Origin of the sequence: Litchfieldella anticariensis FP35 = DSM 16096 (assembly GCF_000409775.1) — a bacterium.
Classification (GTDB): Bacteria; Pseudomonadota; Gammaproteobacteria; order Pseudomonadales; family Halomonadaceae; genus Litchfieldella; species Litchfieldella anticariensis.
Map to the genome: position 1 here is coordinate 1,002,606 of NZ_KE332377.1, position 15,464 is coordinate 1,018,069.

Annotated in this window: 15 protein-coding genes; 7 read left to right on the forward strand and 8 right to left on the reverse strand. The window is 57.4% G+C overall.

The features are described from left to right. Positions 1–13: 13 nt before the first annotated feature. The 5 genes from L861_RS04725 to L861_RS04745 form a co-directional block, all read right to left on the reverse strand. Complete coding sequence (locus tag L861_RS04725; RefSeq protein ID WP_016415422.1) at positions 14–772, reverse strand: VIT1/CCC1 transporter family protein; 759 nt, start codon at positions 770–772, stop codon at positions 14–16. After that, positions 769–1,833: a calcium/sodium antiporter gene (locus L861_RS04730; RefSeq protein ID WP_016415423.1), complete on the reverse strand. Its 1,065-nt coding sequence runs from the start codon at positions 1,831–1,833 to the stop codon at positions 769–771. The genes L861_RS04725 and L861_RS04730 overlap by 4 nt, the downstream gene beginning before the upstream one ends. Positions 1,834–1,851: 18 nt before the next feature. Beyond that, positions 1,852–2,193, reverse strand: coding sequence for a YbjQ family protein (locus L861_RS04735; protein ID WP_016415424.1), 342 nt, complete (start codon positions 2,191–2,193; stop codon positions 1,852–1,854). 27 nt (positions 2,194–2,220) lie between these two features. Continuing rightward, the gene (locus L861_RS04740; protein ID WP_016415425.1) at positions 2,221–2,637 is read right to left on the reverse strand and encodes a VOC family protein; all 417 of its coding nucleotides are present in this window, start codon (positions 2,635–2,637) and stop codon (positions 2,221–2,223) included. Positions 2,638–2,778: 141 nt separating this feature from the next. Continuing rightward, entirely contained in the window at positions 2,779–3,684 is a 906-nt protein-coding gene (locus L861_RS04745) for an AraC family transcriptional regulator (protein WP_027947417.1), read from the reverse strand. A gap of 189 nt (positions 3,685–3,873) precedes the next feature. Between L861_RS04745 and L861_RS04750 the strand changes: the two genes are divergently transcribed. Beyond that, positions 3,874–4,938: an NAD(P)-dependent alcohol dehydrogenase gene (locus L861_RS04750; RefSeq protein ID WP_016415427.1), complete on the forward strand. Its 1,065-nt coding sequence runs from the start codon at positions 3,874–3,876 to the stop codon at positions 4,936–4,938. Here the strand turns inward: L861_RS04750 and L861_RS04755 are convergent, their stop codons facing one another. Next, the gene (locus L861_RS04755; RefSeq protein WP_035567809.1) at positions 4,939–5,859 is read right to left on the reverse strand and encodes a pyridoxamine 5'-phosphate oxidase family protein; all 921 of its coding nucleotides are present in this window, start codon (positions 5,857–5,859) and stop codon (positions 4,939–4,941) included. 17 nt (positions 5,860–5,876) lie between these two features. Continuing rightward, complete coding sequence (locus tag L861_RS04760) at positions 5,877–6,314, reverse strand: VOC family protein (RefSeq protein WP_016415429.1); 438 nt, start codon at positions 6,312–6,314, stop codon at positions 5,877–5,879. Between the two features lie 185 nt (positions 6,315–6,499). On the opposite strand from L861_RS04760, the gene L861_RS04765 reads away from it, so the two are divergent. From L861_RS04765 to L861_RS04790, 5 genes are all read left to right on the forward strand, one after another. Then, on the forward strand, positions 6,500–7,051 hold the full coding sequence (locus L861_RS04765; RefSeq protein ID WP_016415430.1) for a TetR/AcrR family transcriptional regulator: 552 nt from the start codon (positions 6,500–6,502) through the stop codon (positions 7,049–7,051). A 214-nt stretch (positions 7,052–7,265) separates the two neighbouring features. Then, the gene (locus tag L861_RS04775; RefSeq protein WP_016415432.1) at positions 7,266–8,636 is read left to right on the forward strand and encodes a pyridoxal-phosphate dependent enzyme; all 1,371 of its coding nucleotides are present in this window, start codon (positions 7,266–7,268) and stop codon (positions 8,634–8,636) included. A 58-nt stretch (positions 8,637–8,694) separates the two neighbouring features. Beyond that, on the forward strand, positions 8,695–9,879 hold the full coding sequence (locus L861_RS04780; RefSeq protein ID WP_016415433.1) for a trans-sulfuration enzyme family protein: 1,185 nt from the start codon (positions 8,695–8,697) through the stop codon (positions 9,877–9,879). A 939-nt stretch (positions 9,880–10,818) separates the two neighbouring features. Continuing rightward, on the forward strand, positions 10,819–11,433 hold the full coding sequence (locus L861_RS04785) for a response regulator transcription factor (protein WP_016415434.1): 615 nt from the start codon (positions 10,819–10,821) through the stop codon (positions 11,431–11,433). 513 nt (positions 11,434–11,946) lie between these two features. After that, positions 11,947–13,527 carry a hypothetical protein gene (locus L861_RS04790; protein ID WP_016415435.1) on the forward strand — a complete coding sequence of 527 codons (1,581 nt, stop codon included), beginning with the start codon at positions 11,947–11,949 and terminating at the stop codon, positions 13,525–13,527. A gap of 269 nt (positions 13,528–13,796) precedes the next feature. Here the strand turns inward: L861_RS04790 and L861_RS04795 are convergent, their stop codons facing one another. Continuing rightward, the gene (locus tag L861_RS04795) at positions 13,797–14,207 is read right to left on the reverse strand and encodes a VOC family protein (protein ID WP_016415436.1); all 411 of its coding nucleotides are present in this window, start codon (positions 14,205–14,207) and stop codon (positions 13,797–13,799) included. Positions 14,208–14,503: 296 nt separating this feature from the next. Here L861_RS04795 and L861_RS04800 point away from each other — a divergent pair, with 296 nt between their 5' ends. Continuing rightward, a complete protein-coding gene (locus L861_RS04800) occupies positions 14,504–15,457 on the forward strand; it encodes a TerC family protein (RefSeq protein ID WP_016415437.1) in 954 nt (317 codons plus the stop codon). Positions 15,458–15,464: the final 7 nt, after the last annotated feature.

The window sequence follows — 15,464 nt, forward strand, 5'->3', positions numbered from 1 at the left end:
AGACCTTGACGCTTCAAACACTCACACCAAACCAGATACTGGCCAAGTGACCGGTCAGGAAGGCCAGCCCAGCGGCGGTTCCCCCCATCAACAGGGTACGCAACCCCGATTGAAACACCGGGCGATGGTAAACGACGCTTTTCATCATACCGATCAGGAAGAACATCAGCGCCGCGATCAACAGACTCGCCAGAAACTGGCGTGTGGTATCGAGGAACGGAACGGCATAGGGCAATAGCGGCATCGCGCCGACGATCAGGAAGGCAACGAATGTCGTCAGTGCGGAACGCATGGGGCTCAACCCCATCTTTTGCAGGCCGTGTTCTTCGGTGAGCATGGTATCCACCCACACCTCTCGATCCTGGCTAATGACCTCCACCACACGCTCCAGCGTCTCGCCGTCGAACCCCTTACGCTGGAAGATCTGGCGGATCTCGTCACGTTCGCCTTCCGGAACCATATCGATATGATGACGCTCGCTTTCACGAATATCGTCGATGTATTCGCGCTGCGCCTGGATCGACTCGTAATTGCTGATCGCCATGCTGAAGCCATCGGCCAACAGGTTGGCGAAGCCGAGCACCAGCGCGACCGTGGCCGAGAAGCCGGCACCGAACGCGCCCGACACCACGGCAAAGGTGGTAACGCAGCCATCGATGCCGCCCAGGATGGCATCGGGGAGCGTCTGCACCTTGGGCGGCTTGTCCAGGCGACGGCTGATCTCCTCCGGACGATGCTCACGCTCCAACGACTCACGAGCGGGCTTCTTCATGACAGTTTCCTGCGGCGCGTCTCCTGATAGGAGAGCACGATCAGGGTGAGCGCAGTGATTGGCAGCACGAAATACAGCATGGCCGTACTGAAGCCCGACAACGCGTCATGCTGTGAAGCGGCCAGAATCAGATAGAGCGTGTAGGCGACGTAATAGCCGAACAGCACGCCACCTTCCCAGCGACTGATCGTGCCGTTGGTGAAGCAGATCGGCAGGCAGGCCAGCGCTACCGCGATCATCACCGGAATGTCGAATCCGACCATCGCCTCGGATACCGCGACGCCCGAAGGAGCCAGCAAACCGGTCAGCCCCAACACGCCCATGATGTTGAAGATGTTGCTGCCCACCACGTTGCCCACGGCGATATCGCGCTCGCCACGCAGAGCCGCGATGATCGAGGTCACCACCTCGGGAAGCGACGTGCCAGCAGCGACTATCGTCAACCCGATGATCTGGTCGCTTACGCCAAGATAAGCCGCGAAGGCCACGGCACCATCGACGAACCAGCGCGATCCCAGCACCAACAGCGCCAGGCCACCGACCACCAGCCCCAGATTCAGCACCAAACTCCCCCCAGTGGCTGACGCCGCCAGACTGTCGGCTGGAGCGTCGTTCTTCATCCGGCGGTTCTGGAAAAGCAGGAAAACGGTGTAGGCAACGAGCCCGATGACGAGTAACAGGCCATCGAGACGCCCGATCTGCCGATCCAGTGCCAACAGCAATACCACCACCGACAGCAGGATCATCAGGGGAATATCGAAACGCACCAGTTGCTGCGCCACCACCAGCGGCACGATCAACGCTGAAACCCCGAGAATGAATAGCACATTGAAAAGATTACTGCCGACGACGTTGCCGATGGCGATGCCCGCCTGATCGGCAAACGCCGACTTGAGGCTCACCGCCAGCTCCGGCGAGCTCGTACCGAACGCGACGACTGTCAAGCCGATGATCAAGGATGAAATGCCCAACCTGGCCGCCAGGCGAGAAGCGCCACGCACCAGCCCCTCTGCCCCAACGATCAGCAGCACTAAACCCGCCACGAAAGCGATGATGGTCATATCGTCCTCGATGTGAACTCAGGCCTTGGCAACCTTTACGGCAGTCCCGGTGGCCACCAGGAACAGCATGGATTTACCACCACCCGAAATCTCGCTGTAATCGAGGTCGACGGCTACCACCGCATTGGCCCCCATCGACTCCGCCTCCCGGCGCAGTTCGTTCAAGCAAGCGACTCGAGCCTCGCGCAGGGCATCCTGCGATGACTTGTTCCGTCCCCCGAAGAAGTCGCGAAAGCTTGAAAACATATCTTTCAACACGTTCATCCCGAACACGCATTCCGCCGAGACGATGTCGATATGTTCGGTAACGCGATAGCCCTCAAGATGCGAGGAGGTGGTGAGAATGACACGATCAGACATTGGAAGCTCCCTGTGTTTGGCTCGTTGTTAGCGTGACAGTAATGGATTGGGATGCTTGGCTTCGAGACCACCGCTGCCATAGGGCCGCGTAATGATCTCCAGGCGGTGGCCGTTTGGATCATCGAAGTAGAGGCCCCGCCCGTCATCCCAGTGATTGATTTGGCCGGGCTCCTTATGGAAAGGATCCGCCCAGTAGGTAAGCCCGCGTTGGCGCAGACGATCGAAGATCTCATCGAACTCGTCTTCACTGACTAGAAATGCAAAATGACGTGAAGAAATGGGGTCACCGCCGCGTATCAGGTCCAAGGATGTGTCGCCGACTTGCACGACGGTGAAATACCCCAGTTGGCGCGGTGGCGCTAAACCGAGAATCTCCGTCAGAAACGCTGCCGTCGCCTCAGGGTCTTTCGCATGCACGATAGTGTGATTCAGCGTTATCGCCATATGCCCTCCCTACACAAGCCGAGTTGAGACATAGTAAGCGTAGATATCGTCAATCAGGGTGCGGCATCTCGATTCCAGGAATATCACCAATCCGCTCAGTGAGAAAGTCGATGAGCAGCCGAACTCTCTTGATCGGACACCTCATGCCTCAACAGCATCCGCCGCCTGCCATTGGCGGCGGTGCTGCAACGGCGACATTCCGAAGCAACGTTTATAGTCACGACTGAATTGCGGCACGCTGTGATAGCCGACGGCAGAGGCCGCCTGATTGACGTTGCACGTATCCTGGGCGAGTAGCTGTTGCGCCTTGATCAAACGCAGCCGCTTGATGTACTGGACAGGAGAGGTCCGGGTGATCTGCTTGAAGTACTGATGAAAGGTCGACAGGCTCATGTTCGCCTGGCGCGCCAATGCCTCCACCGAGTGTTCGGTAGCGAAATCGGCATGTAGCCGGGACAACACCTGAACGATACGCGAATAATGCCCTTGACCAAGCACCAGCGCCCGCAGTGCCGGGCCTTGCTCGCCCTTTAGCGCCTCGAAGATCACGTCGCGTACCCGAAAAGTGCCCATCGCCGCCGTTTCGCGCGGGTCGTGAAGTGTCCTCAGCAACCGCACCACTGCCTCATGTATGCCTTGTGTCATGGCCACCGACGCCATCGGCAAGGGGTCGCGGTGGGCATCCAAGCGAGGATCGGCCCCCATGGCGGTCACTATTTCACTAAGTAGCGCTGGATCGATACGCACCGATATTGCCATCAACGGTGCGTGTTCGGAGGCATAGGTCTCGCACTCGAACGGCAGCGGCAATGTCTGGACCAGATACTGGCCAGGGTCGTAGTGGATGACCCGATCGCCGAGATAGCCCACTTTGCGCCCCTGGGCAACGATGATCAGGCACGGCTCGTAAATCAGCGGAGTGCGCTCTTGCTGCTGAAGAGAAAACAGCGATACCGCCGGCACCTCGGTAGCGGTAATACCGTCCCTGGCGACCAGTGGCGCGATCAGTTCCTTCAGTTCGGTGGCAAGCACGTTCGAGGCAGGCATCATCGGTGACCGTTTGGTTGGCTGCGTTGGATAATGCCGATTTTCTCGGCAATTCCGTTGTCTGAAAAGGTGCTCTCGGAGGAATGAGCAAAAATTCCGCAGGATCGTCAATCGTCGCCCCGATCTGGAGCCACCACAATGAATAGGCCCCAGTACCGGGGAGAAACCGATCAAGAGGAGATCGTTACCATGAGCCAAGCCAGCGCTTATGCTGCTTACTCCACCGATACACCGCTGGCCCCATTCACCTTTCAGCGCCGCGAGCCGCGACCTGACGATGTGGCCATCGACATCCTCTACTGTGGCGTGTGCCACAGCGACCTGCACTTCGCCCGCAACGATTGGGGCATGACCCGCTACCCGATCGTTCCTGGGCATGAAATCGTCGGACGGGTGACTGCCGTGGGTTCGGAGGTGACACGCTTCCAGGCCGGCGACCTGATCGGGGTCGGCTGTATGGTCGACTCTTGCCGCGAATGCCAGGCCTGTAAAGACGGCGTCGAGCAGTTCTGCCTCGAAGGCTTCACCATGACCTATGGCAGCGACGACCGACAAGACGGCACCTTTACCCAGGGCGGCTATTCCGACTCGATCGTGGTCAGCGAACACTTCGTGCTGCGCATGCCCGAGGGTATCGACCTCGCCTCTGCCGGCCCGATCCTATGTGCCGGCATCACCACCTATTCGCCCCTGAAACATTACGGCGTGAAAGCAGGCCACAAGATCGGCGTGATCGGCATGGGGGGCCTCGGCCATATGGGCGTCAAGCTGGCCAAGGCGCTCGGTGCCGAGGTCACTGTCTTCACCCGCTCTGCGTCCAAGGTAGACGAAGCCAAGCGCAACGGCGCCGACCATGTGGTGGTCTCCACCGACGCGGCACAGATGGAAGCCGTCGCCGAGACCTTCGACTTCATGCTCGATACCGTGCCGGTGCAGCACGACCTCAACCCATACCTGGCGTCACTGAAGTATGACGGCACCCACATCCTGGTCGGCTTGCTCGACCCCATCGAGCCAGCCATCGAAGCCTTCAACCTGGTGTTCAAGCGCCGCGTGCTGGCCGGCTCGCTGATCGGCGGCATCGAGGAAACCCAGGAACTGCTCGACTTCTGTGCCGAGCATGGCATTACCTGCGACGTCGAGATGCTCGACATCAAGAACATCAACGAGGCTTACGAGCGTATGGAAAAAGGCGATGTACGTTACCGCTTCGTCATCGACATGGCCACGTTGAAGGAAAACGGCGCAAGCTGATCACTTAGGTTCACACGACAAGTGGCAGGGCGCCCCCCCCGCAATAATACGGCCCCGAACGAGAGTCAGCCGCAACATCCTGTCGCCCTCCCCCCAAATTAGTGGTTCATCACCCTGCCAGACCACCTCTGCCCGGGCTGTCAGGTACACGGCATGCCCCTGCTGGAAATCCAGAAACAACAGGCCGGCTCGAGGGTCAAGCACCAGGTTGCCAAGGGTGTTGAAGAAATTGTTGCCGCGATAGTCAGGTACCAACAGGCGGTGCTGGTCGTCGAAACCGAGGAATCCGGGCGGCCCGCCACGGTGAGAAACGTCAACACCGCGATTGGCCCCTGGCGTACCATCGTCAAAGGCACTGGCGATAAAGAAGGTGTCGGCGCCAAGAATCAACCGGGACACAGGCTCACTCCAATCCGTGAACGTTGCCTGGACGAAGTCGCCGTAACGTTCGTTCGGGACGGGATAGCGCTGTTGGATGTATTTCGGGCAGTTGCCAAAACTCTGCTCAACTGACAGGCTGACTCGCCCCTCCTGGTGCCCGGTAACGATTCCGTTGGCGCGGTTGCGACGCTTGGTTTCCAACTGGATGCCCAACAATCCGACCCTGGCGCCAGGGTGCAAGCTGGAGGCCAACGGATCATGGGAAGGCAACCGGGCATCAATTGTCAGTAGCCGCTCGCTGGGAGACTGGATAAAGCCCGGCTTGCCGAACAGGGCCGTTGCCCAAAGTTCACCAGCCACATCCTGCGCACCAAGGATCACCATCGGTAACTGCGTGAAAAGTTCCCGGTGCTGGTCCGGCATGTAGTCACGAATCACCCGCGCTCCCACCGTCGCCATCTTCTCTTGCACACCCGCGCGGGACTGTACCGCGAGTTCGCCCCGGTGCCAGACAGCATGCGCCTCAGGATCGCTTGCCATCGCCCTGTCCTCCGCCATCACGCTGCAATGAACTCGACCCTGAGGCCACCCGGGATCAAACACATCATGTGTCTGGCGCCTGACTGCCCCAGGGGCTGGGGCTCAAACTCGATGTCCACCCCATTGACTCCCGACAGCTGGTGAAACAACGCCTCCAAGGCACCTTCATTGGCAACACGCAAGGCAAAATGGTGCAACCCGATATTAGAGTGGCGATCGAAGGGTGTCGCTACATCAGGCTCCCTTGCCTGCCACAGGGTAAGCATAATGTGACCGTCACTAACGAATATGGCCGGGTAGTCCGGCACCTCGCCCACCACATTGAAGTTCAGTCGTTCCCCAAAGAAGGCGGCAACTTCGTTGACGTCCCTTACCGTCAATCCCAGATGGTGGATACCTTGGGTGGCCGGCGCCAACGGCTGCACTTCTCTTTCAATGCCAAATACTTGATCCATGGTAGAGGTTCCTATGGATGACAGGCATACGCCACATGATAGGCACGTACCCGATGACAGGCATGCACCGGAAGCAAACAGATCTGTTCACCCCTGGAAACGAGCCTAGGTGAACAGATCTGTTCATGTCAAGTACGACCTAGTGGTATCATTCCGTCACAGAACTTCCTGACAAGGTTTGCCCCGTGCCCCAACCGCGTAAGCAACACCTGATCGACACCGCCTACCGACTGTTCAACGAACACGGTTACCACGCCACCGGGATCGACTTGGTATTGGCCGAATCCGGTGTCTCGAAAGCAACCCTGTATAAATATTTCCGCAGCAAGGAGGAACTGATCCTCGCGGTGCTGCAGCAGCGCCACGAACAACAGATCGCGCTGATCCAGCGCACCATGGAACAGGCCAGGGAAAACGCTGAACCGCCTGCCCTGGCGATTTTCGATGCGCTGGATAACTGGTTCCGGTCAGAGGCGTTCTTTGGCTGTAACTTCATCAACGCCAGCGCGGAATACGCCCAGGACGACGATGCCATTCACCAGCTTGCCGCAAGGCATAAGGCCCGTGTCCAGCAGTTAATCGAGGACAATCTTGGCGCCCTGGGAGAAGACAAGGCGCCATTGGCTGCGCAGTTATCGTTGCTGGTCGATGGGGCAATTGTCTATGCGCACACACGAGGGGATAAAAACGCCGCCAAGTTGGCAAAGAAAATGGCGGCACGGTTGCTGGTTGGCTGAAGACATGGTGAGTCGCTGGTTTGCCACGACTTACCGTGTTACATGAAACCAATATCCTGGATAAGGTTGATGTCCGCTGTGCCGCCATGTTCGGCAGCCGCTGCGTTCATGGCGTCGACAGCTTCGCGACTATCGCACGACACGGCAAGCATCACCTCGCTAGAGGGACTCCTACACTGATCCTTAGATAAGGAGCATATTCCCGGAGGACCCGATGCAACCGCTAGCGAATGCCATGGCCCTGATCGGCAACACGCCGATGGTGCGGGTCGCCAATCTGGATACCGGCCCCTGCGAACTCTATCTGAAGCTGGAGAATATGAACCCGACCGGTTCGGTCAAGGACCGCATCGGGCTGTCGATGATCGAGGCCGCCGAGGCCTCGGGCGAGCTCACACCGGGCGGCACTATCGTCGAAGGCACCGCCGGTAATACCGGACTCGCCCTGGCGCTGGTAGCGCAGCAGAAAGGCTACCGCATGATCCTGGTGATCCCAGACAAGATGAGCCGCGAGAAGATCTTCCATCTCAAGGCGATGGGGGCCGAGGTGGTGATGACGCGCTCGGACGTGGCCAAGGGCCACCCCGAGTACTACCAGGACAAGGCGGCGGCCATCGCCCAGGACATCCCCGGCGCGGTGTTCATCAACCAATTCGGCAACCCCGCCAACCCCCTGGCCCATGAGCGCGGCACCGGCCCGGAGATCCTGCGCCAGATGGATGGGCGCCTCGACGCCGTGGTCTGTGGTGTGGGCTCGAGCGGCACTATGACCGGCCTGTCGCGGTATTTCGCCCAGGCTGCACCCGCGGTAGAACTGGTGCTCGCCGACCCCGAGGGCTCCGTACTGGCCGAGTACGTACGCAGCGGTCACCTCGGCACCAAGAGCGGTAGCTGGCTGGTCGAAGGTATCGGTGAGGACTTCATCCCGTCCATCGCCGACCTTTCCCGGGTCAGCCAGGCGATTACCATCTCCGACAAGGAGAGCCTGCTGTGCGGCCGCGAGCTGTTGCGTTGCGAGGGGATTCTGGGCGGCACCTCCACCGGCACCTGCGTGGCGGCGGCCCTGCACTACTGCCGCGCCCAGAGCCAGCCCAAGCGGGTGGTGAGTTTCGTCTGCGATACCGGCAACAAGTACCTGTCCAAGATGTACAACAATCACTGGCTGGAAGATCAGGGCTTTATCGAGCGGCGCCAATACGGCGACCTGCGCGACCTGATTCGGCATCCCTATGCCGAGCACGACACCGTGGTGGTAACGCCCGACGAGCCACTAACCACGGCCTATGCACGCATGAAGCTCTACGATGTCTCCCAGTTGCCGGTCATGCAGGACGACCGGCTGGTCGGCATCATCGACGAATCGGACGTGCTGATGGCAGTGTATGGCCACGAAGACCATTTCAAGGCACCGGTTCGCGAGGCAATGATCACCCAACTGCAGGAGCTAACCCCTAGCGACAACCTGGACGCACTGGTAGCAGTGTTCCAGGAGGACCACGTCGCCATCGTTACCGAGGGCGACAGCTTCCATGGCCTGATCACGCGAATCGATTTGCTTAATTATCTGCGGCGCAGAATTGATTGAAGGTTTGTCTGAAAATCGCGCGGCGACTTTTCGGATAAAACCTTAAAGGAGAGATGCGATGAAGGACGACAAGCGAGACGGACGCTATCGTTTAGCAACCCGAGCCATCCATGCCGGGCAGGCGCCGGACCCGAGCACCGGGGCCATCATGACGCCGATCTATGCCACCTCCACCTACGTGCAGGAAAGCCCCGGCCGGCACCAAGGCTTCGAATATTCACGCACCGGCAACCCCACCCGCCTGGCATACGAGCGCTGTGTAGCGGATCTGGAAGGTGGAACGGCGGGCCTCGCCTTCGCCTCGGGCATGGCAGCAACGGCCAGCGTGCTGGAACTGCTCGATCATGGCAGCCATGTGATCGCCATGGATGACCTCTACGGCGGCTCCTACCGACTGTTCGAGAACGTTCGCCGGCGCTCCGCCGGGCTCGATTTCAGCTTCGTCGACCTGAGCCGTGAAGATACCCTCGAATCCGCCCTGCGCGACGACACCCGCATGATCTGGGTGGAGTCGCCCACCAACCCGCTACTCAAGCTCGTCGACCTACAGCGTGTCGCCGACTTCGCGCGAGACCATGGCCTGATCAGCGTCATGGATAACACCTTCGCCACACCGGTGCTGCAGCGGCCGTTGGAGTTCGGCTTCGACATCGTGGTGCACTCCGCCACCAAGTACCTGGGGGGCCACTCCGATATCGTCGGCGGGGTTGCCGTGGTCGCCGATGATGAACTGGCGGAACGCTTGGCCTTCATCCACAACGCCGTGGGCAGCATCGCCGGACCATTCGACAGCTTTCTCGCCCTGCGCGGGCTGAAGACCCTGGCCCTGCGCATGCACCAACATTGCGAGAATGCCCGAACCCTGGCCACCTGGCTGGACGCCCACCCAGCGGTGGAGCGGGTCATCTACCCCGGCCTGGCCCACCACCCCCAGCACGACCTGGCGAGCCGCCAGATGAGCGACTTCGGCGGCATGCTCTCTCTCGTGGTGCGTGGCGGAGAACCGGAGGCACGGCGCGTGCTGGAACGCTGTCGAATCTTCTCCCTAGCCGAAAGCCTGGGCGGAGTGGAAAGCTTGATCGAGCATCCCGGCATCATGACCCACGCCTCCATACCCGCCGAGACCCGCGAACGGCTGGGTATCGAAGGGGGATTGATCCGGCTCTCGGTAGGCATCGAAGCGGCCGACGACCTGATCGCCGACCTGGATCAGGCATTGCAGGCCAGTAGCAAGGGTGGCTGAGACACAGCCTATGGGATGAGAAAGCAGGAACGAAGCCCCTATTGTAGCTGCTGTAGCTGCGATTGGGAGGTAGGAATGGCGATGAGTGGCAAGTTATTTCAGGTGGGTAAAGGGGACATACAAGTTAATCAGTAAGCTGCTGGAAGACAGCAGCCATGAGCGAACGTAAAGACCATACTGATATAACGCCTCGAGCAGCTGCCGGAGGTGTTGCAGAAGAATCCTTGATACCGGTTTCGTAAAGATAGCCCGTGAACCCTTCAGTGTGGGTTTTAGGCACTCGGCATTTCCATTCCCTGGCGATCCTTACTACGCACTCTCCCTGCTTTGTAACAGGTATTAGACAGCACGCCATTTTCTCCCTAGCCAACTGAAAAACTGCAATATTAAGTATTGCTCGGCAGTATAACGTCAATCATTGTGCCGGCTGCATAACCGCCCTGGTGTTTTGCTTTTGAAAAATCAATCACGAGGCAGTCGATCATCACGATTGAGATTCTGACGCCACTCTTCAAAAGCTGCAGTCATAAGTCAGTATGGCTCATAGCGCGAAATGTCGGGCATTGTTTGAGCAACGCTCCTCATAATCCTTTCCGTGAACAACTTCATGGGCTTACACAGTTAGGCGCTGATCTCGGGGCTGACCAACGCGCACGTGGAGAGCATGAGCGGCTTGTTCCAGGCAGCCCGGTCACCTGCACGCGGCTACCGTAATGAGACCAACTTCATCGCCATGATCTACCAGATCATATCAAGATGCTCAGGCGGGGAAATCATGAAGAGGATTCCACTAAGAAGAGGCTGGCGCACATTCGCCCAGCCGCTTAATTATTGTGATAAAAGGGGCTGTTTGTTGATATAACCAAGCTTGAATCATAGACCTCATGGTGTATGACCGATACCAGATAATGACTCAAGGAAGGTTTGTGGAGAATAACGATGACCACACTGATCGTGGCGGATAACTTGGAAATGGATCGGCAGGGATTAGTATCATTACTGGGGGAGTGTTCCAATACCACCGTAGTAGCTACCACCAACAATGCCCACGAAGCCTACCGACTGATTAACAGTCTCCGACCTGATGTTGCCATCCTGTCTAGTACGATTAACTATGGTGTCATGCTGCAAAAAATCGTTGATGCTGCGTCGGTACCAATCGAAAGCAAGCTCATATGGATGACCATCCATAATTCTCCAGATGAGTCTCAGAATGCTAGAAGCCTGGGCATACCAGCCATCTTGGCCAAGGAAAATCGTTTCGAGGATCTTTTGTCAGCCATTACCGTCGTTATGCATGGTGGAGAATTCATGTCGCCTTCACTGAAAGAGAAACTATGTGCCAAGCAAGAAACAGCTGCGGGTCCGTTGCTTTCGTTGCGAGAGAAGGAAGTCTTGAGGGAAATCTCAAGAGGGCTAACCACCAAGGAAATTGCACGAAAGCTCGATCTTAGCCCCAAGACCATAGAGACCTACAAATCCAGAATTATGTGGAAACTTGATATTCGAGGAGTCACTAGATTGGTTCGCTATGCCCTTGAGAATGGCATCTAGAGACTGATACGGCAGTACTTCCCCAAAAGAACAGTCTTCCGACAGGTCACCGATGCCGAATTGCGCAAGGTGGTGCAAGTGCTCCTAGGGCAGGCAGTGGCCCCGTGTAGAGGTCAAATAGCACAGCTGTGCACATGAAGAGATAAAGCTCCGCATAGATCATTTCAGCCTAAAGTAAAGCCTGCCCCCTGTCAGTAAATTTACTGACAGAGTCGTAAGTAGTCCCAGCCACATACAGGCTAGAAATCTAGTTATAAGTTAAAATGGCACGCAATATAAAGGTGATTGTCGACGATGAAGTGTCTCGGAAAACGACATGAGACCTGCTGAGGTTTATATCTTTAACGAGTCTTTCGACAAAGTGTCGCATCCCTTGTAGAGACGAAAATGCGTGCAGGAGTAGTAAGGATCTGGAAATTCACTCACTAAATAGTCTGGATAGGAAGCACCAAATGAGCATTTGACGATTTTCCTTTCGTTAATTGCTTTAAGACAAAAATCAGGAGTAGAATCATGAGCGCTAAGAATGTTCAATATGCTGAAAACACCTCTGAGAAACATACTCCATTTAGCGTGTATTCTCACGCAGGGCCACAGGCAGAGAGTATCCCCCAGACCGCCGAAGATGTTGAGAAGCTAACTTCGACGCTTCAAGCGAAGTGGTATAACTCCATTGTTGCTGCATTAGGGCTGAGCTCCCAGTCATTCCAACTTCTCCAGCCCTCAACTCCGCTCGGAAATACGTCAGAATTGCTCTGGGCATACTTCAATAATCTCCCTCCGGAGACGCTTGATTCTAACTTCAGCATTTCTGGCGGCAACCGTTTCTATGACGACTACCGTGCCGTCGTTTCACAGTTGATTAGCCAGACGATGAAGTCCTTTAAACAGGATCTCGGTGATGCGCTTCCCGCTTGGGAATCCTACATCAAGACGGTCACTCCGATCCCGACACCCGAGCAGCTGCCGGACGTCTTCAGATCCTGGGCACTGATCAACGCGCCGGAAGTCGCGTCGAAAGGTGCTACGGATCTAGCCGCAGCGGTCAACGACCCGATTTTTCAGGCAAACGTGGCCGTTGCCAACCAGACGAACTTCATGAACGGCGTGCCTAACTTTAGCCAGACCATCTCCGATCTGCGCGGGCTCGTCCCACAAGGTGAGTCGCGGACGATCGATTTCGACAGTAGCACCGCGAGTTCGGAAGTCACCAACACATGGGCGAAGGGCGAAATCAGCGGTTTCTACGACATCTTCTCTGGCAAGGCGTCGGGGAACTATTCGAAACTGACAGCTCGAGCCGCGTCGTCGCAGTTCACAGTCAAGGGCACGCTCAAGCACGTCCTGACCTTTTCGGCAGGACCGGGAAGCTGGTACAACTCTTCAGCTCTTGGATCGGCGTACGCTACGCCTGACAACACTATGTGGCAGCACGGTACCCCGAACTGGAACAGTACATTCGGCCCTAACGGGAACATGCGCTTCTTCACTTCAGCGCTCATCGTGGTGGATGGCATCGACCTGGAGATCACTTCCGCCGCCTCTTACAGTACCGAGGAGCAAGAGGAGATTCGAGCGAACTTAAGCATGGGGTTATGGCCATTCCTTTCGATCGGCACGTCAGGTGGCTATACGCACGAGGCTAGCTTCGATGCGAAAGGAAAGATGACGGTGCACATTACTAACCCAGAGGGTAATCCCGTCGTATTCGGCGCCCACGTGCTGCCGGCGAGCAGCTTCGTGGCAGGCGGGGGCCAGGCCGCGCTTGCACATGTGCCCGAGATGTCGGGCGCAAGTAACGTAAGCCCGATAGGCGGTGATGTGAAACCCAACGTACAGATGGCAACGGTAAGCGTGCCGCCTCAATCGGAGATGAACTTTGGCCCCCGCCCTCAGGGCTACGTGTTCCGAATTAGTAAGCAGTTCTGGAAGCATCCGGTGACGTATATCGTACGTGATGCGACCGGAGCCACGATTGCGGCAGGTCGAGTCAGGCCCGGAGAACCTGACTCGGGCGATATCCTCGTGCATCGGAATACGGCGTTCCAGGTAATCAATGTGGGGGTGTGGCCACTGACCGTGACCTATCCGTAAGCCCCCATCGCGATGAGTCCAGTTGGACTGGAATCAAGATGGTGAGTGGTTCCCTCTCGTAGCTTGGAAGTTTCCATAAAGACTACGAATCAAGAGGACCACTCACCACCTAGATACCATCTTATTGTCTTTTCGAATCATCCTACCGAGCAGTAACGGGGTTTTTCTACAGCCTCAACGTTGAAGCTCAGCCGCGTATTGGGCCACTTCTCCATCAACTGGGTGGCCTGCAGGCACTGCGGTTGAGGCTCGGGCCGGGTAAAGCCAACCTAGTCACCTGAGGGAATCGCTGTGGGGTCCATCCACATGGCCTCCCAGACATGGCCATCGGGGTCCGCCAAGTTTCGGTTATACATGAAACCCAGATCCTGAATGGGATTGATATCGGCTGTGCCGCCATGTTCGGCAGCCGCCTCGTTCATGGCGTCGACAGCTTCACGACTATCGCACGATACGGCAAGCATCACTTCACTAGAGGTGGCGGGAGGAATGGGGCGGTCGGTGAAAGTGCGCCACTTGGGATGCGTGAGCAGCATGACGTTGATCGCCTCGCTCCATACCATGCAGGCGGCCGTATCGTCAGTGAAGTGTGGGTTGTTCTCGAAGCCGAGGGCCTTGTAGAACGCCATCGACGCAGCGAGGTCAGTAACGGGTAGGTTCACGAAGATCATCCGGGGCATTGTTCGCTTTCTCCCTATGGTTATTGAATCGTCAAACCCTGCTACCAGAACGCAGCCCACGCCCAGCAGCATGGCCTGGGAGGTGGACGTTTTGCGCCAACGATGCTGCGCCGATTTCTCAAGCAATTCACCGATGACTCAGATTCCGTTGTTTCCAGTACAGGTAAGTTGAAAATCGTGCACTGACTCCTTATGCAATAGTGACATATCCGGGCTAGGGTGAGGCTGCCGGTGTGGCACTTTCCGCCCTACCCGGGCAACAGGAACTACCCTCAACCTCAGGGAGGATGGAACCGATGAGCATGAGTGGCAACTGGTGGCTATGGGGGATCTTCGCCCTCATCGTGACAGCCATGTTGGCTGTGGACCTGCTGATGCGGGGCGACACCCACAAGGTGTCGATGAAAGAAGCCGCCCTCTGGTCAATGCTGTGGGTGCTGGTGTCGTTGCTTTTCGGCGCCGGGCTGTGGGCCTACCTATACACCACACAGGACCTCGCCGTGGCCAATAACAAGGCCACCGAGTTTCTCACTGGCTACCTGATCGAGAAATCGCTGTCGGTGGACAACGTCTTCGTCTGGCTGACGCTATTCGGCTTTTTCGGAATCCCGCCGGAACTACAACGCCGGGTATTGATTTACGGCGTGCTGGGTGCCGTGGTACTACGCGTGATCATCATCCTGATCGGAGCCTGGCTGGTGAAGAACTTCGAATGGATCCTGTACGTCTTCGGGGCCTTTCTGGTGTTCACCGGAGGAAAGATGGCCTGGAGCGCCAACAAGCAGTCCAACGTGGAAGACAATCGCCTGCTGCGCTGGCTGCGTGGTCACCTGCGCATCACCCAGTCGCTGCATGGCAACCGATTCACCATACGTGAACAGGGCATACTCTGGGCCACCCCATTACTGGTGGTACTGATCATGGTGGAGGTGTCCGATATCATCTTCGCCGTCGACAGCATTCCCGCGATCTTTGCCATCACCCGCGACACCTTCATCGTGCTGACGTCCAACATCTTCGCCATCCTCGGGCTACGCGCCATGTATTTCCTGTTCGCCGGGCTGGCCGAGCGCTTCTCCTTGCTCGATTATGGGCTAGCGGTAGTACTGGTGTTCATCGGCACCAAGCTACTGATCGAACCCTGGGTCCACATTCCCATCGGCTGGTCGCTGGCAGTGGTCGCAGTGGTGATTTCAGCCACCATGGCATTCAGTTGGTACTGGACCGACCGCCATGCCACCTCGTCATAGGGAAACG